The sequence below is a fragment of the Pseudomonas sp. W2-17 genome (genome assembly GCF_041060445.1).
In the GTDB taxonomy this organism is placed as follows: domain Bacteria; phylum Pseudomonadota; class Gammaproteobacteria; order Pseudomonadales; family Pseudomonadaceae; genus Aquipseudomonas.
Genome location: NZ_JAUFNS010000022.1, coordinates 1 through 26,965 on the forward strand (window position 1 = coordinate 1; position 26,965 = coordinate 26,965).

Here is a 26,965-nt window from a genome sequence, read left to right on the forward strand (position 1 = left end):
CGGCGCCTTGTTTGGTTGTTTGTTGCGGCGGGTGGCGGGTTGTCTGGGGGTTGTTATTGGGCTCACTTCCCCCCAGCCCTAGAACCCACACTCCTACATGGAGCAAGCGGTGTTACGGCTTACTTGGCAGACTTGATCGCAGCGCCCAGCTTCTTCGCCGCGTCGGCCGGATCGGCTTTCGGGTCGTTGATGAAGTTGGTTACGACGTCAAAGAACGCGCCCTGCACGGCCAGTGTGGTGGCCATGTTGTGCGCCATGCTTGGTTGCAGGCCGCCGGTTTTGGCGTCAGCCAGGAAGTCCTTGGCAGCGGTCTGGGCGCACGAGTCGAAACCGTACTTGCCCATGTCAGCCAGCATGTCGTTGCGAACAGGAATCGAGCCCTTGTTGATGCTGAAGACTTTCTGGAAGTTTTCACCCAGCACGACCTTGGCGATGTCCTGCTGACCGGCAGCAGTACCCGCGTCCTTCTGCTTGAACACAGCCAGGGAGTCGATGTTGTAGGTGAATGCCTTGTCGGTGCCCGGGAACGCTACGCACTCGTAGTCCTTGCCGGCGACTTTCTTGGCGGCGGTCCATTCACTCTTGGCCCAGTCACCCATGATCTGCATGCCGGCCTTGCCGTTGATGACTTTGGCGGCTTCCAGGTTCCAGTCCTGGCCTTTGCCGTCGACATCCATGTAGGTGGCGACTTTCTTCAGTTCGGTCAGCGACTTGACCATTTCAGGACCGGTCAGCGCACCGTTGTCGAGGTCGACCAGTGCCTTCTTGTAACCGTCAGCGCCCATGACAGAGAGAACGACGGCTTCAAAAACGGTGCTGTCCTGCCAAGGCTGGCCTCCGTGGGCCAGAGGGATGAAGCCTGCCGCTTTGAGCTTGTCGCCCGCTGCGTAGAATTCTTCGAGGGTGGTAGGGGCTTTTTCGATACCGGCTTTCTTGAAGACTTCCGGGTTGATCCACAGCCAGTTGACGCGGTGGATGTTCACCGGAACAGCGACGTAATCACCTTCGTACTTCACGGTGTCGGAGACTTTCTTGTCCAGCAGGCTGTCCCACTTCTCCTCTTTGGAGACGTTTTTCAGCACGTCGGTATCAAGCAGGCCGGTAGAGGCCCATTCCTGGATGTCCGGGCCTTTGATCTGGGCAACGCCAGGCGGGTTGCCAGCAACGGCGCGGCTCTTGAGCACAGTCATTGCAGTTGCACCGCCGCCGCCTGCAACGGCGCCGTCTTTCCAGGTGAAACCGTCTTTTTCAACTTGCGCGCGGAGCACATCGACAGCGGCTTTTTCGCCACCGGACGTCCACCAGTGCACAACTTCGACAGTGCCTTTGGCATCAGCCGCCATGGCGCTCAGAGGCAACAACGAGGCGAGGGAAATAAGTGCAGCGAGACGGGAAATCGAATTCATATCTGACCTTTCTTGTTGTTATGCATGAGCAAGTCGTGGCGCTTGCGCTGCGTGGATTCTAACCAAGGGGTTAGAGCGGACGGTAACGAAGGGATGCGCAAATGTCACAGAGCTGTGACATTGAGGAAAGGGACCGGATTACTCCACACCACGCGGCAGATAGAGTGTGACCCGCAACCCGCCTTCGCGCATGTTCTGCAAGGTCACTTCGCCGCCATGGCTGTGGGCAATATTGCGGGCGATTCCGAGCCCTAGCCCATAGCCCTGCTGGTGTTTGCCGGCCAGCCGGAAGTGCGGCTCGAAGACCTGTTCCATTCGCTGTTCAGGCACGCCCGGGCCTTCATCTTCGACGTGAAGAATGAACGCATCGGCGTCGTCTTCAACGAACAGGTGCGCACGGTCGCCGTATTTGATGGCGTTGTCGATCAGGTTGCCCATGCACCGGCGCAGCGCCAGGGGCTTGCCGTAGTACATCGACATCGCCTTACCGTGCAACGTGACACGACCCGCACCGTCGGCAGAGAGATAGGGCTCGATCAGGCAATCCAGCGCGTGATTGAGGTCGACCGGCTCGATGTTCTCGTGAATGTCGGTGTCCTTCACGCACTGCAACGCGCCTTTGACCAGCAACTCCAGCTCATCCAGGTCACGGGTGAATTTGGCCTGCATCTGTTCGTCTTCGAGCAGCTCGACGCGCAGCCGCAAGCGAGTGATCGGGGTGCGCAGGTCGTGGGAAATCGCGCTGAAGAGCTGGCCGCGTTCGGTCAGGTAACGGCTGATGCGATCGCGCATGGTGTTGAACGCGCGGGTCACTTCCACCACTTCACTGCCGCCGCCCTCCACCACCGGCTCGACGTCTGCACCCAACGACAGATCCCGCGCAGCATGGGCCAGACGCTTGAGCGGACCGCTTTGCCAATGCACGAGCAGACCGATGAAGACCAGCAGAAAGATACTGGTCAGCGCGATGAACCAGACCTGCTGGGAGGGCAGACCCTCCGACTCGAGCATGGTGTAGGGCTCAGGCAGCAGCGAGGCGATGTACAGCCATTCCCCCGGCGACAGCTCGATCTGCGTGACCAGCACGGGCGGGTTCACCGGTTCGAGGGTCAGCGCGTAATGGGCCCATGAGCGTGGCAGCTCGTCGAGCCTCAGGCCGCTGTTGAAAATGCGCAGGTCTTCGGGACGCACGAAGCGCACGAGGATGTCGGGATCAGCGCCCAGGTTCTGCCGCAGTACCTGACCGACCACATCGATGACCGCTGTTTTGCGCACGGTAGGCTCAAGCACCTGCATTTCCAGCGGACGATCGTTGAGCGAGACGAAGAAACGCGTGCCGCCCATGCTGCGCAGCTGATCGAGCACCAGCGGCCGGAACGCGACCGGCAGCGAGCGGAAGTAACTCACGCTCGCCGCCATGGAAAAACCCAGACTGCGGGCGCTGGTGACCAGGCCTTCCATCTGCGTGGCGCGCAATTGCGAGAGCCAGATCAGGCTGGACAGGGTTTGCGCCAGCAACACGGCGAGCAAGGTCAGCAGCAGCATGCGTCCGAGCAGCGAACGCGGCACCGGCAAGCGGCGTTTCCTGTCGGTCACCATTGAGTATCAGTAACCGTTGCCGGCTTGGGGCAGCACATTGGCCGCCAGCAGATAGCCACTGCCTCGCACGGTGCGGATCAATCGCGGCGCCTTGCCAGTGTCACGCAAACGCTGACGCAGGCGGCTGACCGCCATGTCGACGATGCGCTCCAGCGGCATCAGCTCACGGCCGCGGGTGGCGTTGCCGATGGTGTCGCGATCAAGGATCTGTTGGGGGTTGTCGAGGAACAGCTTGAGCAGCGCGAAATCGGCGCCGGACAAGATCACCTCTTCGCCGTCGTTGTGAAACAGCCGATGGCTGACCATGTCCAGCCGCCACTCATCGAACACCAGCACTTCACCGCCGCTGCGCTCCTGGCCGAACTGGGCGCGGCGCAACAGGGCCTTGATCCGGGCCTGAAGTTCGCGTGGGCTGAAGGGTTTGGCCATGTAGTCATCGGCGCCAAGTTCCAGCCCGATAACGCGATCGGCCTCGTCGGAGCTGGCGGTGAGCATGATGATGGGAATATGCGGCTGACGCGGATGCTGCCTGACCCAGCGACACAAGCTGAAGCCGTCTTCATCGGGGAGCATGACGTCGAGGATCAGCAGGTCGCTGGCCTCTTCGTTGAACGCCTGACGAAACTCGGCCCCATCGCCGACCGTGCGCACCTGAAAACCGGAACGGCTCAGGTAGGCTTGCAGCAACTCGCAAATCTCCTGGTCATCGTCGACCACCAGAATCGATTTACTGACAGCGTTCACATGGTCGTCCTTGTGAGCAATGGATTGTTGTTATAGGTGGGGCAGTTGCAAGCTTCAAGCCGCAAGCTCAAAGCTGCAAGTCAGACGTGCACGGTCTTTACTTGCAGCTTGCCGCTAGCGACTCGCCGCATATTGATCCAGCGCCACGCCTGCGCCCATCAGGCCGGGGTACTCGGCCGTGACCAGCCAGACCGGCACGTCATTGAAGTAATCCTTCATCAGTCCCTTCTCGGCGAACGCCTTGTTGAAGCCGCTCTGCATGAAGAAATCAACGAACCGCGGGATTACGCCACCGGCAATATACACGCCGCCGCGTCCGCCGACAGTCAGTACGTTGTTGCCCGCCACGCGGCCAAGGAATACACAGAACTGCTCGAGCACCGCGCTGGCGACCGGATCGCCTTTGAGCGCCGCCGAGGTAATGGCCGCCGGGGATTTGAGTTCCGGCTCGATCTCGTCCAGTCCGCAGCTGACTTGATACAGCAACAACAGCCCGGCGCCACTCAAAATCGTCTCGGCGCTGACGTGCTCATGGGTTGCCATCAACCGCATCCACAGCAGGGCTTCGCGAGGCGTACCGATCGGCAGATCAACGTGACCGCCCTCCCCGGGTACGGCTGACCAGCGGGCTTCGCCAGAGCGGATCAACGTGCCGACGCCAAGGCCGGTGCCTGGCCCGATCACCACCCGCGCGCCGCGAGGATCGCCCTTGCCATGACGCACGGTCAGGTACTCGTTGTCCTTCAGGCGGGTCATGCCCAAGGCCATGGCGGTGAAGTCGTTGACCAGGATCAGGTGGTCGATCTTCAGCTCGGCGCAGAATGTCTGCCGATTAATCTTCCAGTGACTGTTGGTGAAGTGGAAATCGTCGCCGGTCACCGGCCCGGCCACGGCCAGGCAAATGGAAGTGACATCACCGCGCTGCAATTCCAGGTCCTGCAGATAGACCGTCAGGGCCTTTTCAGGACTGGCGTAATCGACCGTCGCGAATACGCGAATCGAATGCAACTGGTCGTCTTCCCAAATGGCAAACCGCGCATTTGTGCCGCCGATATCACCCACCATCGCCAATGTCACTTGAGCGTCTCCAGATTCGAAGTAAAGGCGCTGGCGCCCTTCTCTGCCGAGCTGAAGGCCATGCGCATGAAGCCGAACAATTCACGCCCGCTGCCCACGTTATGGGACAGGCGACCGATCGCCGGTTCTCTGGCGGCCAATTCTGCCGGTTCGACCAGAACTTGCAACGTTCCTTTCACGCCATCGACACGAATGAGATCCCCATCACGCACCAACGCCAGCGGTCCGCCATCAGAGGCTTCCGGGCAAACGTGAATCGCCGCCGGAATTTTTCCGGAGGCGCCGGACATGCGCCCGTCAGTAATGAGCGCCACCTTGAAGCCACGGTCCTGCAGCACGCCCAGGAACGGCGTCATCTTGTGCAGCTCCGGCATGCCGTTGGACCGCGGCCCCTGGAAGCGCATCACCGCCACGAAATCGCACTCCAGCTCACCGGCCTTGAAAGCGTCGGCAAGGTCCTGCTGGTCTTCGAATACCTTCGCGGGGGCTTCGACGATCTGATGCTCCAGCGCAACGGCGGAGACTTTCATCACGCCACGGCCCATGTTGCCTTCCATCACCCGCAGGCCGCCCTCGGCCGAGAACGGACGTGCGATCGGACGCAGGACGTTTTCGTCGAGGCTTTCGACCGGGCCGTCGCGCCACACCAGTGTGCCTTCTTCCAGGAACGGCTCCTGGGTGTAGCGACGCAGACCACGGCCCATGACCGTGTTGACGTCTTCGTGCATCAGGCCCGCGTCGAGCAGCTCACGGATCAGGAACGACATGCCGCCGGCAGCCTGGAAGTGGTTGATGTCGGCTTTGCCGTTCGGGTAGACGTGGGACAGCGTCGGCACGACTTCCGACAGATCGGCCATGTCCTGCCACGTCAGTTGAATGCCCGCGCACTGGGCAATCGCCGGCATGTGCAGCGTGTGGTTGGTAGAACCGCCCGTCGCGTGCAGGGCAACAATCGAGTTGACCAGCGAACGTTCGTCCACAATCTCTCCGAGAGGGATGAAGTCGCCGCTTTGTTTGGTCAGACGCGTGACCTGAAATGCCGCCTCGCGTGTCAGGGCATCGCGTAGCGGTGTGTAGGGATTGACGAAAGAGGCGCCCGGAAGATGCAGACCCATGACTTCCATGAGCAACTGATTAGTGTTCGCCGTGCCGTAGAACGTGCAGGTGCCCGGGCCGTGGTAGGACTTCATCTCCGAGTCCAGCAGCTCTTCGCGGGTCGCCTTGCCTTCGGCGTAGCGCTGACGCACGTCGGCTTTCTCCTTGTTGGAGATGCCCGAGACCATCGGCCCGCCCGGCACGAAGATCGTCGGCAGATGACCGAAACGCAGCGAGCCCATCAGCAGGCCCGGAACGATCTTGTCGCAAATGCCCAGCATCAGCGCGCCGTCGAACATGTTGTGGGACAACGCCACCGCCGTTGCCATCGCAATGACTTCTCGGCTGGCGATACTCAATTCCATGCCCGGCTCGCCCTGGGTGACACCGTCACACATGGCCGGAACGCCACCGGCAAACTGCCCCACCGAGCCAATTTCGCGCAGCGCTTTTTTGATCTGTTCGGGGAAGTGTTCGTACGGCTGATGCGCCGAGAGCATGTCGTTGTAGGAAGAGACGATGGCAATGTTGGCCGCATTCATCATGCGCAGGCTGTTCTTGTCTTCGGGACCACATGCCGCGACGCCGTGGGCGAAGTTGGCACATTGCAACTTGCCGCGCATCGGCCCGTCGCTCGCCGCACCCCGGATCAATTGCAGGTAGCGTTGACGGGTTTCACGGCTGCGAGCAATCAGCCGTTCGGTTACCTCAAGGACGCGGGGATGCATGTCATGGACTCCAGGCTAGCGATGTGGTCACTCGTTCAGGCGCTTTCACCAGGCTGCGATCAAATCCGTGGCTCAGACGAGAGCGGCGGCAAGCACTTGATTTTCAGCCAGTTGTGACGGCCAGACGGGTTTCTATTTGTAGATAAAACAAAATACTGCCACTAAAAGGGGTTGTTTTCTATTTTTATGAGAATAATCTTGTAATTCCAACAACAAATTCTTGAGGACGGGTGTATGACTCTCCGCATCGCAATCAATGGCTTTGGCCGAATCGGCCGCAACGTCCTACGCGCACTCTATACCCAAGGCTACCGCCAGGACCTGCAAGTCGTCGCCATCAATGACCTGGGCGACAGCGAGATCAACGCCCACCTCCTGAAATTCGACACCGTGCACGGGCAATTCGACGGCACTGTTGAACACGATCAGGAAAGCCTGACCGTCAATGGTGACCGAATTGCGGTCAGCGCGATTCGCAACCCGGCCGAGCTGCCTTGGAAATCCCTGGACATCGACGTGGTGTTCGAATGCACCGGCCTGTTCACCGATCGCACCAAGGCTGCTGCCCACATCACCGCCGGCGCCAAGAAAGTGATTATTTCTGCACCGGCCAAAGGCGCCGATGCGACGATCGTCTACGGCGTTAACCATGATGTGCTGCGCCAATCCCATCAGGTCATCTCCAACGCATCCTGCACCACCAACTGCCTGGCGCCGGTCGCTCAGGTGCTGAACCGTGAACTGGGCATCGAGAGCGGTCTGATGACCACCATCCACGCCTACACCAACGACCAGAACCTGATCGACGTCTACCACACCGACCCGTACCGCGCGCGTTCGGCTACCCAGTCGATGATCCCGAGCAAGACCGGCGCTGCCGAAGCGGTCGGTCTGGTGCTGCCGGAACTGGCGGGCAAGCTGACCGGGATGGCCGTGCGTGTGCCGGTGATCAACGTGTCGCTGGTCGACCTGACCATTCAGCTCAAGCGCGACGCGACGGCCGAAGAAGTCAACGCGATCATGAAAGAAGCGGCCCAGCATTCGAAAATCCTCGGCTACAACACCCTGCCGCTGGTGTCCCACGACTTCAATCACAACCCGCTGTCGTCGATCTTCGATGCGAACCACACCAAAGTCAGCGGTCGCCTGCTGAAGGTGCTGGCGTGGTACGACAACGAATGGGGCTTCTCCAACCGCATGCTGGATAACTGCCTGGCGTTGATGAACGCCGAGTAAGTAACGAGATCATTCTGTGCAGGAGCGAGCTTGCTCGCGAAGACGGACTTCTGGCCGCTGGACAGTCAGCGGATTTACCAGGCCCTTCGCGATCAACTCCCTCCCCGGTAATGACTGCCGTCCCGGTGAACGGCCCTTACAATCTGTGCAAATCCCTGCCTTGACCTGACGTCCAGATGATAAGCATTATCATCTACTGAATTCCCGTCGGGTGTCCCCGTGACTCAGTCGCACTTCAATACCGTCTTCCTCGCCCGGCGAACCATGCTGTTGCGCACGCTTCAGCGCATGGTCCGCAATCACACCACCGCCGAAGACCTGCTCCAGGAAACCTACCTGCGTGTCACCCGCGCGCTCACCGAGCGAGCCATCGAACACCTCGAACCCTTCGTCTTCCAGACCGCGCGCAATCTGGCCCTGGATCATCTGCGCGCCCGCCGCGTTCACGCGCGCACCATCAATGACGATGCGCCCATCAGCGATATTCATAATGTCGTCGCCCCTCACTCCGCGCTGGAGGACGCCGCCCACGCCAACCGTTTGCTGGAAAGCCTGAGCGCGAGCCTGGAAACCCTGTCGCCCCGGCAGCAGAAAATCTTCACCCTCAGCCGGCTCCATGGCGCGAGTTATCTGGAGATCGCCGAACAGTTGGGGGTGTCCACCAGCACCGTGCAAAAAGAACTCAAGCTGGTCATGACCCTTTGCATGAGTGTGGCCGCGCGTCTGGATCACTGAGCTTCACCCGTCAGAATCGTCAGCTGGCGCTCCAGAGTGACGCTACACTGCCGCCTAAACCGTGGACCCGAGAACGCTCCTTGACGGACTCCCAATCACCCCGCCGCGCTCCAACCGGCGCAGCGCGCGCTGCCGAGACGATGGACCAGGCCCTGACCTGGCTGATCGAGCTGGAAATCGCAGATGCCGCAACCCATGCGCGCTTTCTCGAGTGGCTCGAAGCCGATCCCGCCCACCGCGAAGCGTTCGCCAGCGCAGAAGCAGTCTGGCACTCGCAAACGGTATTCGACGCAGCAGAGGTGCTGGCTGTGCGGAAAAAAACCTAGCGCCGGAAAATGTGCTCGCGAAACCCGGGCGCCATTGCGTCGAACCTGATGATCTGACACTCACCGAAATTATTTTTACGCGATAGCCGCGACCCGTACGTCTAGTCATAGCCAATGCAACTGATTCCTATTTGAATCATCTCGCAACAACTATGACGACCCGCACGACAGGGAGCGCTATCCATGCTGTCCAGCTTCAACCCCGCCTCACCCACCTCGCCGAACACCACTCACCACCTCGGGCTTTCGCTGCTGACCATCGCCGTTTTGGCTGCAGCGGTGCATAGCCCCGCCGTCGCTGCCGCCGAGCAAGCCCGCGCGCTGGAACTGGAGCAGATCACGGTCAGCGCCACGCGTCAGGCGCAGTCGGTGGGTTCGGTACCCGGCACGGTGACCGTGCAGGACCGAGCGTCCCTGGATCGTCGCAACGTCAACAGCATTCGCGACCTGGTACGCGACGAGCCTGGCGTTTCCGTGGGCGGGGCCGGCCAGCGTGCGGGCACCAGCGGCTACAACATTCGTGGCATCGATGGCGACCGGATCCTGACGCAAGTGGACGGCGTCGAAGTGCCGGACAACTTCTTCCAGGGCCCCTTCGCCAACACTCACCGCAATTACGTGGATCCGGAGATCATCAAGCGCGTCGAGATCCTGCGCGGGCCTGCGTCGGCGTTGTATGGGAGCAGCGCCATCGGCGGCGCGGTGAGCTATTACAGCCTCGACCCCGAGGACATCATCAAGCCGGGCAAGGATGTGGGCGCCCGCCTGAAAACCGGCTACAGCTCGGCGGACAACAGCTGGCTGAATTCATCTACGGTTGCCGGCCGCGCGGGGGATGTCGACGGTTTGCTGCACGTCAGCCAGCGCAACGGCCACGAGACCGAGTCCTACGGTGAGCATGGCGGGACCGGGCTGTCCCGTACGGCGGCCAATCCGGAGGACGCCCGCGCCACCAATGTGCTGGCCAAGCTGGGCTGGAACTATGGCGACAATGATCGTCTGGCGTTCACTTACGAGAAGTACAAGGACGATACCCATACGAATCAGAAGAGTGTGGTGGGTGGGCCTTTCAGTAATGGAAGGGGCATGGGCATGTACACCAGCAGGGAGGGCAACGATGTCATTACCCGCGAGCGGTTTGGCCTGGAAAACAGTTTCGCGCTGGACAGCGTATTAGCTGACAACGCCAAGTGGAGCTTGAATTACCAGATTGCCAAGACCGATCAAAATACCCTTGAGCGTCTCCTCGTTCCTGATCGCACGTTTCGTCCCGATCGCGACATCTGGCGCACCCGCGACACCCACTATAAAGAACGCCAGTGGATCCTCGACGCCCAGTTGGATAAAGCGTTCGACATTGGCGACACCCAGCACTTGCTGACGTACGGCACGACCCTCAAGCAACAGAAGGTGACAGGGCTTCGGACAGGATCAGCCACCTGTGCGTCGGTCGTCGGAACCTGCCGCACCCTCGGCGCAGTCAGTGCCAGCGCGAACGACATCGTGGCACCCACCAACGACTTCCCGAACCCGACGATCACCTCCTACGCGCTGTTCGCCCAGGATCAGATCAAATGGGGCGACTGGACCTTCATGCCCGGCGCCCGCTACGACTACACCACGCTCGAACCAGACGCCACAGATTCATTCCTCAAAAGCGTGAACCTGAAAAGCAAGAGCGAGTTCGACGACAGCACGAAAAAATGGCATCGCCTGTTACCCAAGCTGGGCCTGACGTATGCGTTCAACGACGCCTACACCTGGTTCGGCCAGTACGGCGAGGGTTTCCGCACGCCGAGCGCCAAGGCCTTGTATGGCCGCTTCGAAAACACCCGGGGCAATTACGTCGTCGAGCCCAATCCCGACCTGAAACCGGAGACCAGCAAGAGCTACGAAACCGGGCTGCGCGGTCACTTCGACGAGGGCACGTTTGATCTGGCGGTGTTCTACAACACGTATCGCGACTTCATTAATGAGGACGCAGTGATTCCAGCCACCTCCACCACCACGACCTTCCAGTCCAACAACATCAAGCACGCCACGATCAAGGGCATTGAGCTCAAGGGTCGTTTGAACCTGGACAGCTTCGGCGCACCCGAAGGCCTCTACACCCGAGGCTCGCTGGCCTATCTGTACGGCCGAAACAACGACACCGGCCAGCCCATCAACAGCATCAACCCGCTCACCGGCGTAGTCGGGCTGGGTTATGACCAGAACAGCTACGGCGGTTTGCTGAACTGGACGCTGGTCAAGCGCAAGACGCGGGTCGACACCAGCAACTACTACGCCCCCGACGGTGCCACCCGGTTCAAGACGCCGGGCTTTGGCCTCGTCGATCTGACGGGCTATTACAAAGTCACCAACGACGTCACCGTCAGCGGTGGCCTGTACAACCTCGCGGACAAAAAATACTGGCTGTGGGACGACGTGCGCGGCTACGACAGTGTCGGCGAAGCAGGCGCCACTGCTCCCGCCAACCTCGACCGCCTGACCCAGCCAGGACGCAATTTCGCCGTCAACGTGGTGTGGGACATCTGACCGATCCCCGTTGCAGGCGCGTGTTTTTTTACGGGCCTGCAACGCTCGTTCGTCTTGTTAACAAGCGCCTCATTTACAAGGAAGACCCTATGACCGACAACGCCATTCGTCGCTCGCAACGACTGAACCAGATCACCCATGCCCCCCATGAACAACTGGACAAGGCGGTGAAAGCCAACGCGCCGTTCGAGACACTGGCCAGCTACCGCCGATTCCTCAGCGCCCAATACCTGTTCCAGGAAGAGCTGAAAACGCTGTACACGCACCCGCAGTTGATCGAGCTGATTGCCGACCTGCCGGATCGATGCCGCGCCGAACAGGCAAAAGCCGATCTGCTTGATCTTCAGGCTGACATCCCTGCCCCGGTCGCCGGCGCGGTCGATGGCCCCAGCCTTGCCGGGGCGCTGGGCTGGCTGTTCGTGTCGGAGGGTTCGAAGCTGGGCGCCGCCTTTCTGATCAAACGCGCCGTGGCCTTGAACCTCAGCGGCACGTTCGGCGCCCGCCATCTGGGTGAGCCGTCAGGCGGTCGCGCCGATGGCTGGAAACGATTCATCCGGATCATTGACGATCTGCCGTTCAACGCCGAGCAGGAGCGCGAGATAGACCGTGGCGCAGTGGCGGCCTTCGAACGTTTCAACGTGCTGCTGCAACACGCCTACGCTGCAGCGTCTGAAGCGGAACCCGCCTGATGCCGGGCCTTTTGCGCCCGGCACTGATAAGCTGATCGCCTTTGCGGGACCTGAAAATCCCGCAACACCTGCTCACTCTGCATTACCGAGACCATGACCCGTACTCCACCCGGCAGCAAATTGTCCCGCATCCTGTTTGGCATCCTCGCCTACGTGAGCCTGACCATCGGCATCATCGCGATTTTCATTCCGGGCCTGCCCACCACCGAATTCATTCTGCTGGCGGCATGGGCGGCGACGCGAAGCTCGCCGCGCTTGAGCGCCTGGCTGGAAAACCATCGGCTGTTCGGACCGATGCTGAGCAACTGGCGAAACGGCAAGATGATTGCGCGCAGGGCCAAGATCAGCGCCACGGTCACCATGTTGATCTGCGCGGTCATGATGCTGGTGCTGCTGAAACACAATTGGTGGATCTACTTCGCGGTCACCGGAATGGTGCTGGTCAATCTGTGGATCTGGTCACGGCCCGAGCCTCCGCGCCTTTCGCCCGCACAGCCGCTGTCGCCGTCGCCGTCGCCCAATCGTCACGACACTCCCGGACACTGAAATGTAGGACCGGCTTCAGCCGGGAAGAGGCCGGTTTGAACGCTGCTGGTCAAGCGCTGCTGCGCCTGACGCTTTCCCGGCTAAACCCGTCCCACCAACAGCGCGCTGCATATGAACCTGAACCCGAGGCAGCCCGCAGCGGTCTGTCCTCTTAGGTCCATCACCTTTCCCAGGAGCCATCGCCATGTTCGAGCCAGGTCATCTGCACATCGTCCACCCCGCTCTGCAACCACACGATGTCGGCTACGACCTTCACATTCGTTACGAAGTCAGCCAGACCGATTCGGGGCCGGGCATGCAGTTCAGCCTGGAAGGCGACATCAATGGCCAGGCGGTCAGCGAAACATTCGAGCTGCCGAAGGACAAGGCCTACAACTTCGCCAGTGATGCCTCGCGCAGACTCGAAAAGCATGGCCTGCCGAGAACCACTGACCTGCACGCGATGCACGGCGAGTACGACCGGATGTTCGAAGACATCCGCCATAAGCTCGACATGAAATCCGGTGATCCGGTGAAGCCGGAGCACCTGGAATAGACCAGCACGCTGGCACCGTCTCGGGACCGCGATGGGCAATGAGATTACTGGCATAATCGCCTCCCTCACTTCCGCGGGTCCTTTCTCTCCCCATGCGCATTCACGTCACGTTCATTGACCGCGTCGGCATCACTCAGGAAGTGCTGGCCATCCTCGGCGCGCGCAACCTGAACCTCGATGCCGTGGAAATGGTGCCGCCCAACGTCTATATCGACGCGCCGACGCTGAGCCATGACGTGCTTGAAGAACTCAAGGACCGGCTGTTTCGCGTGCGAGGCGTGGAAGCGATCACAGTTGTCGACATCCTTCCCGGCCAACGCCGACATTTGCAGTTGGATGCCCTTCTGGCAGCGATGACCGACCCGGTGCTTGCCCTCGACGGCGCCGGCCATGTGCTGCTGGCAAACCCGGCGCTGGTTGCGTTGTATGGCCGGGAACCGGCGGGGGAATCGATTGGCGAACTGTTCTCCGATGATGGCCTGCAATCGGCGCTGCTGGAAAACGGCTTTCGTCTGCCACTGCGCGAAGTCACGCTCAACGGCGAGGCCTTGCTGCTCGATGCCACACCCATCACCGACGCGGGCGCATTGCTGACCCTTTACCAACCGAGCCGAATCGGCGAACGCCTGTCGGCACTGCACCATGATCACGCCGAAGGCTTCGACGCGCTGCTGGGCGATTCCGCGCCGATCCGCACACTCAAAGCCCGCGCACAGCGGGTCGCGGCACTGGATGCGCCGCTGCTGATTCAGGGCGAAACCGGGACGGGCAAGGAACTGGTGGCGCGGGCGTGCCATGCCGTGAGCGCGCGCCATGGAGCGCCTTTTCTCGCGCTGAACTGCGCGGCGCTGCCGGAGAACCTCGCCGAAAGTGAACTGTTCGGCTACGCCCCCGGCGCCTTTACCGGTGCGCAGCGGGGCGGCAAACCCGGGCTGATGGAACTGGCCAACAAAGGCACCGTGTTCCTCGACGAGATCGGCGAGATGTCGCCGTACTTGCAAGCCAAATTGCTGCGCTTCCTGAATGACGGCAGTTTTCGGCGGGTCGGCGGCGACAAGGAAGTGCAGGTCAACGTGCGCATCTTGAGCGCTACCCACCGCGACCTGGAAAAAATGGTCGCCGAGGGCACCTTTCGCGAAGACCTCTTTTATCGCCTCAACGTGCTCAATCTTGACGTGCCGCCTTTGCGTGAACGAGGTCAGGACATCCTGATGCTGGCGCGCTATTTCATGGAGCAGGCCTGCACGCAGATTCAGCGACCGGTCTGCCGTCTCGCCCCGACCACCTACCCTGCCCTCCTTGGCAATCGCTGGCCGGGCAACGTGCGTCAGTTGCAGAACGTGATTTTCCGCGCGGCGGCCATCTGCGACAGTTCGCTGGTCGACATCGGCGACCTCGACATCGCCGGCACGTCAGTGGCGAGGGGCAGTGATGGCGAAATCGAAAGCCTTGAAGCGGCGGTCGAGGATTTTGAAAAGTCCCTGCTGGAAAAGCTCTACAGCCAATACCCATCCACCCGGCAACTGGCCGCGCGGCTACAGACATCCCACACGGCGATCGCCCATCGGCTGCGCAAATACGGCATTCCCGGAAAAAGCTGAAAAGCTCGACGGAGATTCACGGTCGCTCAAGCGCCGCCATCTCGGATCAATCCCCGGTCGGGTGGGAGCGAGCTTGCTCGCGAAGACATTATCCCTGCCGCTGCATATTCGGCGACTGTACCTGCCCCTTCGCGAGCAAGGTGGAGCGCCACCCCGGTCGCTCCCACAAGTCCGAGACACCCCACTCACCCCACGGCGCCCGGAACGATATCGAAACACCGTACTGAAATCGTTCCGCTCGCCTCATTCCAGCGCTCTTCGGCATGGCAAAGCTCCGGTCAGCCCGAAGTGCTAAAACCGCGTATCGATTTCGTTCCAGCCACGATCACTCAAGAACCACAGCTAGCGCGCAGAGCCCAACGTTTACGCCCCCTTCCCCACCTTGGCCGCAAACTTGCTATGCACTCACCCCATCACGCCCGGGCATAACGGGCGATTTACCATCTGGGGAGATTTCATGAGCGAGTTGCGTTTTACCGAAGACCACGAGTGGCTGCGCGCCGAAGCTGACGGCAGCGTTACAGTCGGCATCACCGCCTTTGCGCAGGACACACTGGGTGACGTGGTTTTCGTGCAACTGCCGGAGCTGCAGGCCTACGTTAAAGGCGCAGAAGCGGCCACCGTCGAATCGGTCAAAGCCGCCAGCGGCGTGTACATGCCCCTTGATGGCGAAGTCGTCGAAGCCAACCCCGCGCTGGACGCCAACCCGGAGCTGGTCAACGAAGACCCGCTCGGCCAGGGCTGGTTCTTTCGCTTTATTCCTTCCAATCCCGATGCTGTCGGCCAACTGCTGACCCAAGACGCCTATGATCGTCTGATCAAAGCCAACGCCGAAGCCTGAGGAGCGCGCAATGACTGACCGTATTGAACTGAGCACCGCCAACGAGTTCATCGCCCGCCACATCGGCCCGCGTGCCGCTGATGAAAAAGCCATGCTGACCACGCTGGGCTATGACTCCCTCGACGCGTTGACCGCCAGCGTCATCCCTGAGTCCATCAAGGGCACCAGCGTTCTCGGCTTGTCCGCCGGGCAAAGCGAAGCCGACGCGCTGGCCGACATCAAAGCCATCGCCGGCAAGAATCAGCTGTTCAAAACGTACATCGGCCAGGGTTACTACAACACCCACACGCCAGCGCCGATCCTGCGCAACCTGCTGGAAAACCCGGCGTGGTACACCGCTTACACGCCGTATCAGCCGGAGATTTCCCAAGGCCGTCTGGAGTCGTTGCTGAACTTCCAGACCCTGATCAGCGACCTGACCGGCCTGCCGATCGCCAACGCCTCGCTGCTCGACGAAGCCACCGCCGCCGCCGAAGCCATGACCTTCTGCAAACGCCTGAGCAAGAACAAGAGCAGCAACAAGTTCTTCGCCTCCGCCCATTGCCATCCCCAGACCCTCGACGTGCTGCAAACCCGCGCCGAGCCGCTGGGCATTGAAGTGGTCGTCGCGGACGAAGCTCAACTGACCGACGTCAGCGAGTTCTTCGGCGCGCTGCTGCAATATCCCGCCAGCAATGGCGACGTGTTCGACTACCGCGAGCTGGTCGAGCGCTTCCATGCGGCCAATGCCTTGGTCGCCGTGGCGGCAGACCTGTTGGCCCTGACCTTGCTCACCCCGCCCGGCGAATTTGGCGCTGACGTGGCCATCGGCAGTGCGCAGCGCTTCGGCGTGCCGCTGGGTTTCGGCGGCCCGCACGCGGCCTATTTCTCTACCCGCGACGCCTACAAGCGCGACATGCCAGGCCGGCTGGTCGGTGTGTCCATTGACCGCTTCGGCAAGACCGCCCTGCGTCTGGCCATGCAAACCCGCGAGCAACACATTCGTCGCGAGAAGGCCACCAGCAATATCTGCACCGCGCAGGTGCTGCTCGCCAACATCGCCAGCATGTACGCCGTTTACCACGGCCCGCGCGGCCTGACCCGCATCGCCAACCGCGTGCATCACCTGACCGCGATTTTCGCCGAGGGCTTGAATCAGCTGGGTTTGAAGGCCGAGCAGTCGTTCTTTTTCGACAGCATCACCCTGAACACCGGCGCGAAAACGGCCGACCTGCACGCCAAGGCACGCGCCCACGAAATCAACCTGCGTGAAGTAGACGCCGAGCGTCTGGGCGTTTCGCTGGACGAAACCACCAAGCAAGCCGACGTCGAAGTGCTGTGGTCGCTGTTCGCTGCAGAAGGTCAGGCCCTGCCTGACTTCGCCGCGCTGGCAGATAGCGTCCAAGCGCGCCTCCCTGCCGAGCTGAAGCGCCAGTCGGCAATCCTCAGCCATCCGGTGTTCAATCGCTACCATTCCGAAACCGAGTTGATGCGCTACCTGCGTCGCCTGGCGGACAAGGACCTGGCGCTGGATCGCACGATGATCCCGCTGGGCTCGTGCACCATGAAGCTCAACGCCGCCAGCGAAATGATCCCGGTGACATGGGCCGAATTCGGCAACCTGCACCCTTTCGCCCCGGCCGAGCAAAGCGCCGGGTATCAGCAACTGACCGATGAACTGGAAGCGATGCTCTGCGCCGCTACCGGTTATGACGCGATCTCCCTGCAGCCGAACGCTGGCTCCCAGGGCGAGTACGCCGGTCTGCTGGCGATCCGCGCTTACCACCAGAGCCGTGGCGATGAGCGTCGCGACATCTGCCTGATTCCGTCCTCGGCCCACGGCACCAACCCTGCAACCGCCAACATGGCCGGGATGCGCGTGGTCGTGACCGCCTGCGATGCCCGCGGCAACGTCGACATCGAAGACCTGCGCGCCAAGGCTATCGAGCACCGCGAACACCTCGCCGCGCTGATGATCACCTACCCGTCGACCCACGGCGTGTTCGAAGAAGGCATCCGCGAAATCTGCGGCATCGTTCATGACAACGGCGGCCAGGTGTACATCGACGGCGCCAACATGAACGCCATGGTCGGCCTCTGCGCACCGGGCAAGTTCGGCGGCGACGTGTCTCACCTCAATTTGCACAAAACCTTCTGCATCCCCCACGGCGGTGGCGGGCCGGGCGTTGGCCCGATCGGCGTGAAATCGCACCTGGCGGCGTTCATGCCGGGTCACGCGAAGATGGAACGCAAGGAAGGCGCGGTCTGCGCGGCGCCGTTTGGCAGCGCGAGTATCTTGCCGATCACCTGGATGTACATCCGCATGATGGGCGGCGAAGGCCTCAAGCGCGCCTCGCAACTGGCGATCCTCAACGCAAACTACATTTCCCGTCGTCTGGAAGAGCACTACCCCGTGCTCTACACCGGCAGCAACGGCCTGGTCGCCCACGAATGCATTCTCGACCTGCGGCCGCTGAAGGAAACCAGCGGCATCAGCGTTGATGACGTTGCCAAGCGCCTGATCGACTTCGGCTTCCACGCACCGACCATGTCCTTCCCGGTCGCGGGTACGTTGATGATCGAGCCGACCGAAAGCGAATCGAAAGAGGAGCTGGACCGCTTCTGCGACGCGATGATCAAGATCCGCGAAGAAATCCGCGCGGTCGAAAGCGGCGTACTGGACAAGGACGACAACCCGCTGAAAAACGCGCCGCACACCGCCGCTGAACTGGTGGGCGAATGGAGCCATCCGTACAGCCGCGAGCAGGCCGTGTACCCGGTGGCGTCGTTGATCGAAGGCAAATACTGGCCGCCGGTCGGTCGCGTCGACAACGTGTTCGGCGACCGCAACCTGGTCTGCGCCTGCCCGTCGATCGAAGACTACGCTTAAAACAGCCACGAGCTTCACGCTGCAAGCTACAAGTGAGAGCCGACCCGCTTTTGCTTGCGGCTTGTAGCTTGCTGCTTGCTACTGCTTCACCTCCCGGAATCCCATCATGTCGCTGAGCGTATTTGACCTGTTCAAGATCGGCATTGGCCCCTCCAGCTCTCATACGGTGGGCCCGATGCGAGCGGCGGCGCGTTTTGCCGAAGGCTTGCAGCGCGATGGCCTGCTGGAAACCATCATCTGCGTCAAAGTCGAGCTTTACGGCTCACTCGGTGCCACCGGCAAAGGCCACGGCAGCGACAAGGCCGTGTTATTGGGCCTTGAAGGTGAGCACCCGGACACCGTTGACACCGAAACCGTTGCGGCGCGCCTGCAGCAGATCCGCAGCAGCGAGCGCCTGAACCTGCTCGGCCAGCACAGCATCGAATTCATCGAAAAGCATCACCTGGCGATGATTCGCAAGCCCTTGGCCTACCACCCCAACGGCATGACTTTCCGCGCCTTCGATGCCTCCGGCATACAGGTCCGCAGCCGCGAGTACTACTCCGTCGGCGGCGGCTTCGTGGTGGATGAGGACGCCGCTGGCGCGGATCGCATCGTGGAAGACCAGACGCCGCTGGTGTATCCCTTCAAAACCGCACGGGATCTGATGGTGCATTGCACTGCCAGCGGTCTTTCCATCAGCCAGATCATGCTGGCGAATGAAGCCGCGTGGCGCCCCGAAGCCGAAACCCGTCAGGGCCTGTTGCACATCTGGCAGGTCATGCAGGACTGCGTCGAAGCGGGTTGCCGCAACGAAGGCATTTTGCCGGGTGGCCTGAAGGTCAAACGGCGTGCGGCGGCGCTGCATCGCCAGCTGTGCAAAAACCCGGAAGCCGCGCTGCGTGATGCATTGTCGGTGCTCGACTGGGTCAACCTGTACGCGCTGGCGGTCAACGAAGAAAACGCCAACGGCGGCCGTGTGGTCACCGCGCCCACCAACGGCGCGGCCGGCATCATTCCGGCGGTGCTGCATTACTACATGCGCTTCATCACCGGAGCGAACGAGGACGGCGTCGTGCGTTTCCTGCTCACGGCGGCGGCGATCGGCATTCTTTACAAAGAGAACGCGTCGATCTCCGGCGCCGAAGTCGGCTGTCAGGGCGAAGTCGGCGTGGCCTGCTCCATGGCGGCCGGCGCCCTGTGCGAAGTCCTGGGCGGCAACGTTCAACAGGTGGAAAACGCCGCTGAAATCGGCATGGAACACAACCTCGGCCTGACCTGCGACCCCATCGGCGGCCTTGTTCAAGTGCCGTGCATCGAACGCAACGCCATGGGTTCGGTGAAGGCCATCAACGCGGTGCGCATGGCCTTGCGCGGCGACGGCCAGCACTTTGTCTCGCTGGATAAAGTGATCCGCACCATGCGCCAGACTGGCGCCGACATGAAAAGCAAATACAAGGAAACAGCCCGTGGCGGGCTGGCCGTGAACATCATCGAGTGCTGACATCAGCCCGAATTCATAGGGTCCCTGCCCTGCGCGGGTAACCCGGAACCGCTTTCAAGGAGTGACCCATGACCACCGAATTGCTGAAGACCCCGCTCAACGCCCTGCACCGTGAACTCGGCGCGAAGATGGTCGAGTTCGCCGGCTACGACATGCCCGTTCAGTACCCCGCTGGCGTCATGAAAGAACACCTGCACACCCGCGATCAGGCCGGCCTGTTCGACGTTTCGCACATGGGTCAGATCCTGTTGAGCGGCGCGAACGCAGCGAACGCACTGGAAACCCTGGTGCCCGTAGACATCATCGACCTGCCGGTCGGCATGCAGCGCTACGCGATGTTCACCAACGAGAACGGCGGCATTCTCGACGACCTGATGGTTGCCAATCTGGGTAACGATCAGCTCATGCTGGTGGTCAACGCCGCCTGCAAGAACCAAGACTTGGCGCACCTGCAGCAATACATCGGCAATCAGTGCGAGATCACGCCGCTGTTCAACGAACGTGCATTGCTCGCGCTGCAAGGTCCGCAGGCGGTCACCGCACTGGCGCGACTGGCACCGGAAGTCGCGAAAATGACTTTCATGCAGTACACCTCGACCAAGATCGACGGCATCGACTGCTACGTCAGCCGCTCGGGCTACACCGGTGAAGACGGCTACGAAATTTCAGTGCCGGCAGATCAGGCAGAAGCTCTGTCACGTCGACTGCTCGCGGAGCCCGAAGTGGCGCCGATCGGCTTGGGCGCACGCGACTCGCTGCGACTGGAAGCCGGCCTGTGCCTCTACGGCCACGACATGGACACCGACACCACGCCGATCGAAGCCAGCCTGCTGTGGGCGATTTCCAAGGTTCGTCGTGCCGATGGCGCCCGTGCAGGCGGCTTCCCCGGTGCCGACAAGATCTTCACCCAGCACCAAAGCGGTGCGGCGCGCAAACGTGTCGGCCTGCTGCCACAGGAACGCACACCCGTGCGAGAAGGCGCTGAAATCGTCGATGCCGATGGAAAGCCCATCGGGACTGTCTGCAGCGGCGGTTTTGGCCCGACGCTGGGCGCTCCATTGGCGATGGGCTATGTCGACGCCAGTTTTACCGCGCTGGAAGCACAGGTGTGGGCAATCGTCCGCGGCAAGAAAGTCCCGATGCAAGTGACGAAAACGCCTTTCGTTCCGCCACGTTACTTCCGCGGCTAAGTAACATCGTCAAAAAATGCGGCACCGCAACAGTGCATAACACTGTGCGTGTGTCGCAGTCGGGCGCCAATGTTTACAACCGTTAAACTGTCAAAATATTGAACTTAGATACCCCTCTAAACATTAAAAACTATCGATCTTGCGAACGTGGTTAATGTTTTCAAAAAAGCCGAAAACCCCCGTGAACACTGGCCCAGCCGGGGCTTGTTTTTTCGACGAGAGTTAGCGTAGAGTTTCCCGACTGTGTTTGCATGGGTCGCTGGGATCGTGACCCGGGCAGTAGCGCCAAAAGCAATGCTACATCCCGCTCTACGTTTCTTCTTCCTGCAACCAGCCCAGTACTCTTTCGCGTGAAAGAGGCTGTCATTAATTTAATGCGTCAAGGAATAAGAAAATGTCTACACGTCAGAGCGGCACCGTTAAGTGGTTTAACGATGAAAAAGGTTTTGGTTTTATCACGCCTGAAAGCGGTCCGGATCTGTTCGTCCACTTCCGCGCTATTCAGGGCAATGGCTTCAAAAGCCTGAAAGAAGGCCAGAAAGTGACGTTCGTCGCAGTGCAGGGCCAAAAAGGCATGCAGGCTGACGAAGTACAAGCTGAAGCCTGATCAGCCGACGCAAAAAGCCCCTGATGGCCAACATCAGGGGCTTTTTTATGCCTGCGATTCCGTAAACTGCCGCTCCCGTGTGAATGTGCGCTGCCATGACCTCAGCTAACAATAATGCGCAGATGTTACGCCCCCTAGGCGACTTTCCCGCCGTGGGATTGGGCCGGCGCATGGCTGCGATCAGCTACGACGCGCTGCTGTGCGTGGCATTGCTGATGGTCACTACGTTTATCTACAAGCTGGTCTGGATGGGCTTCATCGGCGAAGCCAGACTGCGCCAGCTCTCCGAGTCCGGCGCGCTCGACGCCGACCCGCTGCTGTCATCGATTTTGCTAGTGACGCTGTTCGGCTTCTTCGCCAAGTTCTGGACCCATGGGGGCCAGACGCTGGGCATGCAGGTATGGGGAATACGCGTGCAGAACGCCGACGGAACTGCCATCAGCCTGTGGCAAGCGCTGCTGCGCTTCGTCGTCGCCATCGCATCGTGGCTGTGTGTCGGGCTGGGTTTCTTCTGGAGCCTGTTCGACAAACAGAAACGCTGCTGGCATGACCTGTATTCCGAGACGCAACTGGTGCGGGTGCCCCGCACCAGGAAGTGAACCCTCTGCATCTCGCCCACAAAAAAGCCGACCCAGGGGTCGGCTTTTCATAACGCGGTGAGTATCAGCCCGCGCGGCGCAGCAACCAGATCCCCGCCAGGGCGCACACACCCGCCGGCACCAGCACGGCGAAGAGTGGCGAAAAGCCGAATACAAGGCTCGACGGGCCCAGCAGATCCTGAGCGATGCGGAAGGTGAAGCCCACGAGCACGCCCGTGAACACCCGTTGCCCCAGCGTCACCGAGCGCAACGGACCGAAGATGAAGGAAATCGCCATCAGCACCAGCGCCACAGTCACCAGCGGCTGCAGAATCTTGGTGTAGAACGCCAGCCAGTAGCGACCGTTGTTCAACCCCTGATCGGCCAGATAACGCGCGTAACCATAAAGGCCAGTCATCGACAGCGACTCCGGCGGCAGCACCACCGTGCTCAGCAACTGCGGGCTCAACGCGACGTTCCAGCGCTCTTCGGGTGCAGTGACCACTTCGGTGCGACCGTCGTGGAAGACCGTCGTGGTGACGTCCTTCAGCAACCAGTAATCGGTCTTGAAGTTGGCTTGCTTGGCAAAACTCGACGTCAGCATGTGGCGCTGGTCGTCGAAATGGTAACGGGTCACGCCATACAGCAGGCCGTTCGGTTGCACCGTGTTGATGTGGATGAACTCCTCACCCTGACGGTGCCACAGGCCGTGTTTGGCGCTCTGGGCGTCGCCGGTGCCTTGAGCCAGCGAGCGCGCGGCCTGGGCCGAGGCTTCGGTCACCGGCGCGACGTACTCGCCGATCAACAGCCCGGCCACCATCAACACCAGCATGGGTTTCATGACCGCCCAGACGATACGGCCGATCGACACACCGGCGGCACGCATGATCGTCAGTTCGCTGCTGCTCGCCAGCGCGCCGAGACCGATCAGGCAACCGATCAGCGCGGCCATCGGCAGCATGTCGTAGAGCCGACGCGGCGCCGTCATCACGACAAAACTGCCAGCGTCCCAGAAGGTATAGGTATCGCTGATGTCGGCCATTTCATCGATGAAGGCAAACAGCGATGCGAGCCCGAGGATGATCCCCAGTACCGCCAGGATCGCCATGAACACGCTTTTGCCGATGTAACGATCGAGCTTAACCATGAGCCACCCCCGACACGCTGCGGCGACTCGCGATCTTCAGACGCAGAGGCTCCCAGTAGAGCAACCCCAGTCCGATGGACAGAAACAGCGCATGCACCCACCACAGGCCGAGGCCCATCGGGATCTTGCCCTTCTCCAGCGCACCGCGCGCGGCGATCAGGATGGTGAGATAAGCCATATAAAGAAGAATCGCCGGAAGGAGCTTGAGGAAGCGGCCCTGACGCGGGTTCACCCGTGCCAGTGGCACCGCCATCAGCGTCACGATGAACACCAGAATCGGCAGCGAGACCCGCCATTGCAGCTCGGCCCGGTTGCGCAGGGTGTCTTCGCCAGTCAGCAGCTCGCTCGTGGAGATGGCATCGCGGTCAGTGACCTCATCGCTGATGTCCGGCTTGGGCAGCAAGGCGCCGTAGGTGTCGTATTTGATCGCGCGGTAATCGGCCTGGCCGGGGTTGCCGTCGTAGCGATAGCCGTTATCGAGAATCAGATAGCGCGTGCCGTCAGGTTTGATTTCCTGCCGGCCCTTTTCCGCGACCAGCACGGTGATGCCGTGGTCTTTCTTCTCGTCGAGCTTCTTCTCGGAGATGAACACGCCGCCCAGGTTGATGCGGTCGTCGCTCATGGTCTCGGTGTAGGTCACGCGGCTGCCGTCACGCAGAAGCTGGAAACGACCCGGCACCAGCGTGTCGAATTCGGTCATCGCGTCCTGCTTGTTGATCAGCAACTGGAACTGGGTCGCGCCCTGGGGGGCGAGGCTGAAGCTGAGCCAGGCCACCAGCAGTGACACCAGCGCAGCCGGCGCGAGGGTAATCAGCAGCAGGCGTTGCTGGCTCATGCCGGTGGCGGCCAGCACGGTCATTTCGCTTTCGAGGTACAACCGGCCATAGGCCAGGAGAATCCCGAGGAACAACCCCAGAGGGAGGATCAGCTGCAGGAAGCCCGGCAGACGGAACCCCATGATCAGAAACAGGACACCCGGATCGAGTGCACCCGATGCAGCCTGGGCCAGGTATTTGATGAAGCGGCCACTCATGATGATTACCAGCAGCACGGCACTGACAGCGCTCAGGGTAACCAGCACTTCTCGGGACAGGTAACGGAAGACAATCAAACCAGACACTCCAGGGTTGTCACGCTAAGGCGGCATGACAATGAAATGAATCAGCCATGATGCGCGCGACGGCGTACCACCAAAAAAATATGCGGCATTATCCTGTGATTGGGTGTGTCTGTCACTGCGCGCGCGGGATACTTCTGCAACCGGCACACGCGCGCACCCGGACGGGGTTGTCATCCATTGGCTCGCAGGGTCAAACTGCGGGCCTTGCCGCAGGCATGCCGGTGTAAATACCTCTGCGCCGCTGCCGAGCCGTGTGCTCAAGTGCGATAACTCACAGTTTATTCGGGGACCCCGACATGGAATTGGTTGTTAAAAGCGTCAGTGCAGAAACCTTGAAGACCGCCACGCTGGTGGTCGCCGTCGGTGAAGGCCGCACGCTGAGCGACACCGCGAACACCCTCGACACCCTGAGCGGCGGCGCCATCAGCGCGGTCCTCAAGCGCGGCGACCTGTCGGGCAAGATCGGCCAGAGCCTGTTGCTGCACAGCCTGCCCAACCTGAAAGCCGAACGCGTATTGCTGGTCGGTTCGGGCAAAGAGCCGGAACTGAACGATCGTCAATTCCGCAAAATCATCAGCGGCGCGCTCAGCACCCTGAAAAGCCTGGGTGGCGTTGATGCCGCCTTCGCCCTCGATCAGTTGAATGTCAAAAACCGCGACGTGTATGGCAAGAACCGCCTGCTGGTCGAATCCCTGGCCGACGGCGAATACGTCTTCGATCGCTTCAAGAGCCAGAAAGTCGATCCCCGCGCCCTGAAAAAAGTCACCCTGCTGACCGCCAAAGCCAACGTCGCCGACGTCGAGCGCGCGGCCAAGCATGCACAGGCCATCGCTGCCGGCATGGCCGTGACCCGCGACCTGGGCAACATGCCGCCGAACATCTGCCACCCGACCTACCTGGGCGAGCAAGCCAAGGCGATGGGTAAAGCCAACAAGGGCCTCAAAGTCGAAGTCTTCGATGAGAAAGACATCGAAAAGCTGGGCATGGGTTCGTTCCTGGCGGTTGGTCAAGGCAGCGCTCAGCCGCCACGTCTGATCGTCATGCAGTACTCCAACGGCAAGAAAAGCGAAAAGCCCTTCGTGCTGGTGGGTAAGGGCATCACCTTCGACACCGGCGGCATCAGCCTCAAGCCAGGCCTGGGCATGGACGAAATGAAATTCGACATGTGCGGCGCCGCAAGCGTGTTCGGCACGTTGAACGCCGTGCTCGAACTGCAACTGCCGATTAATCTGGTGTGCATCGTCGCGGCGGCTGAAAACATGCCGAGCGGCAACGCCACGCGTCCGGGCGACATCGTCAAGACCATGAGCGGCCAGACCGTCGAGATCCTCAACACCGACGCCGAAGGCCGTCTGGTGCTGTGCGACGCGCTGACCTACGCCGAACGCTTCAAACCACAAGCCGTGATCGACATCGCTACGCTGACCGGCGCTTGCGTCGTTGCGCTGGGCGGTCACACCTCCGGCCTGCTGGGCAACAGCGATGCGTTGATCACTCAAGTGCTGGAAGCGGGCAAACGCGCCGACGACCGTGCCTGGCAGCTGCCGTTGTTCGATGAGTATCAGGAGCAACTGGACAGCCCGTTTGCCGACATCGCCAACATCGGCGGTCCGAAAGCCGGCACCATCACCGCGGCGTGCTTCCTCTCGCGCTTTGCCAAGGCCTACGAGTGGGCGCACCTGGACATCGCCGGTACGGCATGGCTGAGCGGCGGCAAGGACAAAGGCGCCACGGGCCGTCCGGTTCCGCTGCTGACCCAGTACCTGATCGACCGCGCTGGCGTTTAAGCCGCTGCAAACGCGCCGGCCTCCCCGGTCGGCGCGTCCAGCGCTCTGGAATCACCCATGACCCAAGTCGATTTCTACATTCTGCCGAGTGCCGACCCCGTCGCGCGCCTGGACTTCGCCTGCAAACTCACGGACAAGGCCTGGCGCCTCGGCCATCGGGTGTACCTGCATTGCAGCGATGCCGGGCAACGCGATGAACTGGACGCCCGACTGTGGCGGTTCAGGGGGGAAGCTTTCGTTCCCCATGGCGCGGTCGAAGACGACCAGGACGCACCCGTGGCACTGGGTATCGGCAGCGACCCCGGCCAACATCAGGATCTGCTGGTCAATCTTGACCTGCGCATCCCGGAATTCTTCAAACGATTCGCGCGTGTCGCCGAGATCGTTGTCGAGGATCCCGCCATCCGCCTCGCGGCGCGCGAGAGTTTTCGCTTCTACCGCGAACAGGGCTATCCTCTGCAAGATCACCGGCTGCAGCGTCTTTGAGC

22 protein-coding genes and 1 pseudogene are annotated in these 26,965 nt (G+C 61.2%); 16 read left to right on the forward strand and 7 right to left on the reverse strand.

Annotated elements, in window-relative coordinates:
• Positions 1–119: 119 nt before the first annotated feature.
• The 5 genes from QWI20_RS22285 to edd all read right to left on the reverse strand — a co-directional run bounded on the left by QWI20_RS22285 (position 120) and on the right by edd (position 6,649).
• Entirely contained in the window at positions 120–1,406 is a 1,287-nt protein-coding gene (locus QWI20_RS22285) for an ABC transporter substrate-binding protein (RefSeq protein WP_369307262.1), read from the reverse strand.
• 138 nt (positions 1,407–1,544) lie between these two features.
• Positions 1,545–3,005: an ATP-binding protein gene (locus QWI20_RS22290; RefSeq protein ID WP_369307263.1), complete on the reverse strand. Its 1,461-nt coding sequence runs from the start codon at positions 3,003–3,005 to the stop codon at positions 1,545–1,547.
• 6 nt (positions 3,006–3,011) lie between these two features.
• Positions 3,012–3,749 carry a response regulator gene (locus QWI20_RS22295; protein ID WP_122535887.1) on the reverse strand — a complete coding sequence of 246 codons (738 nt, stop codon included), beginning with the start codon at positions 3,747–3,749 and terminating at the stop codon, positions 3,012–3,014.
• Positions 3,750–3,863: 114 nt separating this feature from the next.
• The gene (locus tag QWI20_RS22300; protein WP_369307264.1) at positions 3,864–4,826 is read right to left on the reverse strand and encodes a glucokinase; all 963 of its coding nucleotides are present in this window, start codon (positions 4,824–4,826) and stop codon (positions 3,864–3,866) included.
• Complete coding sequence (gene edd / locus QWI20_RS22305) at positions 4,823–6,649, reverse strand: phosphogluconate dehydratase (protein ID WP_369307265.1); 1,827 nt, start codon at positions 6,647–6,649, stop codon at positions 4,823–4,825. Before edd ends, QWI20_RS22300 begins: the two co-directional genes overlap by 4 nt.
• Positions 6,650–6,883: 234 nt before the next feature.
• On the opposite strand from edd, the gene gap reads away from it, so the two are divergent.
• The 14 genes and pseudogenes from gap (at position 6,884) to QWI20_RS22375 (ending at position 22,444) form a co-directional block, all read left to right on the forward strand.
• A complete protein-coding gene (gap, locus tag QWI20_RS22310) occupies positions 6,884–7,885 on the forward strand; it encodes a type I glyceraldehyde-3-phosphate dehydrogenase (protein ID WP_369307266.1) in 1,002 nt (333 codons plus the stop codon).
• A 219-nt stretch (positions 7,886–8,104) separates the two neighbouring features.
• A complete protein-coding gene (locus QWI20_RS22315) occupies positions 8,105–8,620 on the forward strand; it encodes an RNA polymerase sigma factor (protein WP_369307267.1) in 516 nt (171 codons plus the stop codon).
• Between the two features lie 140 nt (positions 8,621–8,760).
• Complete coding sequence (locus tag QWI20_RS22320) at positions 8,761–8,946, forward strand: FecR/PupR family sigma factor regulator (RefSeq protein WP_369307268.1); 186 nt, start codon at positions 8,761–8,763, stop codon at positions 8,944–8,946.
• 321 nt (positions 8,947–9,267) lie between these two features.
• Positions 9,268–11,484: pseudogene (locus tag QWI20_RS22325) on the forward strand (TonB-dependent hemoglobin/transferrin/lactoferrin family receptor); the annotation flags it as partial.
• 89 nt (positions 11,485–11,573) lie between these two features.
• On the forward strand, positions 11,574–12,173 hold the full coding sequence (locus tag QWI20_RS22330) for a biliverdin-producing heme oxygenase (protein ID WP_369307269.1): 600 nt from the start codon (positions 11,574–11,576) through the stop codon (positions 12,171–12,173).
• A 93-nt stretch (positions 12,174–12,266) separates the two neighbouring features.
• Positions 12,267–12,719 carry a YbaN family protein gene (locus tag QWI20_RS22335; RefSeq protein WP_369307270.1) on the forward strand — a complete coding sequence of 151 codons (453 nt, stop codon included), beginning with the start codon at positions 12,267–12,269 and terminating at the stop codon, positions 12,717–12,719.
• A 184-nt stretch (positions 12,720–12,903) separates the two neighbouring features.
• Entirely contained in the window at positions 12,904–13,254 is a 351-nt protein-coding gene (locus QWI20_RS22340; RefSeq protein WP_369307271.1) for a DUF5064 family protein, read from the forward strand.
• A gap of 92 nt (positions 13,255–13,346) precedes the next feature.
• Entirely contained in the window at positions 13,347–14,855 is a 1,509-nt protein-coding gene (locus QWI20_RS22345; RefSeq protein WP_369307272.1) for a sigma-54-dependent transcriptional regulator, read from the forward strand.
• 457 nt (positions 14,856–15,312) lie between these two features.
• Positions 15,313–15,696, forward strand: coding sequence for a glycine cleavage system protein GcvH (gcvH, locus tag QWI20_RS22350; RefSeq protein ID WP_369307273.1), 384 nt, complete (start codon positions 15,313–15,315; stop codon positions 15,694–15,696).
• Between the two features lie 10 nt (positions 15,697–15,706).
• Positions 15,707–18,565: an aminomethyl-transferring glycine dehydrogenase gene (gene gcvP, locus QWI20_RS22355; RefSeq protein ID WP_369307274.1), complete on the forward strand. Its 2,859-nt coding sequence runs from the start codon at positions 15,707–15,709 to the stop codon at positions 18,563–18,565.
• 106 nt (positions 18,566–18,671) lie between these two features.
• A complete protein-coding gene (locus QWI20_RS22360) occupies positions 18,672–20,048 on the forward strand; it encodes an L-serine ammonia-lyase (RefSeq protein WP_369307275.1) in 1,377 nt (458 codons plus the stop codon).
• A gap of 68 nt (positions 20,049–20,116) precedes the next feature.
• Positions 20,117–21,238 (forward strand): glycine cleavage system aminomethyltransferase GcvT, encoded by a 1,122-nt coding sequence (gene gcvT / locus QWI20_RS22365; protein WP_369307276.1) that lies wholly within the window; start codon positions 20,117–20,119, stop codon positions 21,236–21,238.
• A 394-nt stretch (positions 21,239–21,632) separates the two neighbouring features.
• On the forward strand, positions 21,633–21,845 hold the full coding sequence (locus QWI20_RS22370) for a cold-shock protein (RefSeq protein ID WP_003227496.1): 213 nt from the start codon (positions 21,633–21,635) through the stop codon (positions 21,843–21,845).
• A 95-nt stretch (positions 21,846–21,940) separates the two neighbouring features.
• The gene (locus tag QWI20_RS22375; protein ID WP_369307277.1) at positions 21,941–22,444 is read left to right on the forward strand and encodes an RDD family protein; all 504 of its coding nucleotides are present in this window, start codon (positions 21,941–21,943) and stop codon (positions 22,442–22,444) included.
• Positions 22,445–22,508: 64 nt separating this feature from the next.
• On the opposite strand, the gene lptG is transcribed toward QWI20_RS22375, so the two are convergent.
• The gene (lptG, locus tag QWI20_RS22380; protein ID WP_192171812.1) at positions 22,509–23,570 is read right to left on the reverse strand and encodes an LPS export ABC transporter permease LptG; all 1,062 of its coding nucleotides are present in this window, start codon (positions 23,568–23,570) and stop codon (positions 22,509–22,511) included.
• Complete coding sequence (gene lptF / locus QWI20_RS22385; RefSeq protein WP_369307278.1) at positions 23,563–24,681, reverse strand: LPS export ABC transporter permease LptF; 1,119 nt, start codon at positions 24,679–24,681, stop codon at positions 23,563–23,565. The genes lptG and lptF overlap by 8 nt, the downstream gene beginning before the upstream one ends.
• Positions 24,682–24,986: 305 nt before the next feature.
• Here lptF and QWI20_RS22390 point away from each other — a divergent pair, with 305 nt between their 5' ends.
• Complete coding sequence (locus QWI20_RS22390) at positions 24,987–26,477, forward strand: leucyl aminopeptidase (RefSeq protein ID WP_282369593.1); 1,491 nt, start codon at positions 24,987–24,989, stop codon at positions 26,475–26,477.
• A 57-nt stretch (positions 26,478–26,534) separates the two neighbouring features.
• A complete protein-coding gene (locus tag QWI20_RS22395) occupies positions 26,535–26,963 on the forward strand; it encodes a DNA polymerase III subunit chi (RefSeq protein ID WP_369307279.1) in 429 nt (142 codons plus the stop codon).
• The last annotated feature ends 2 nt before the right edge of the window (positions 26,964–26,965 follow it).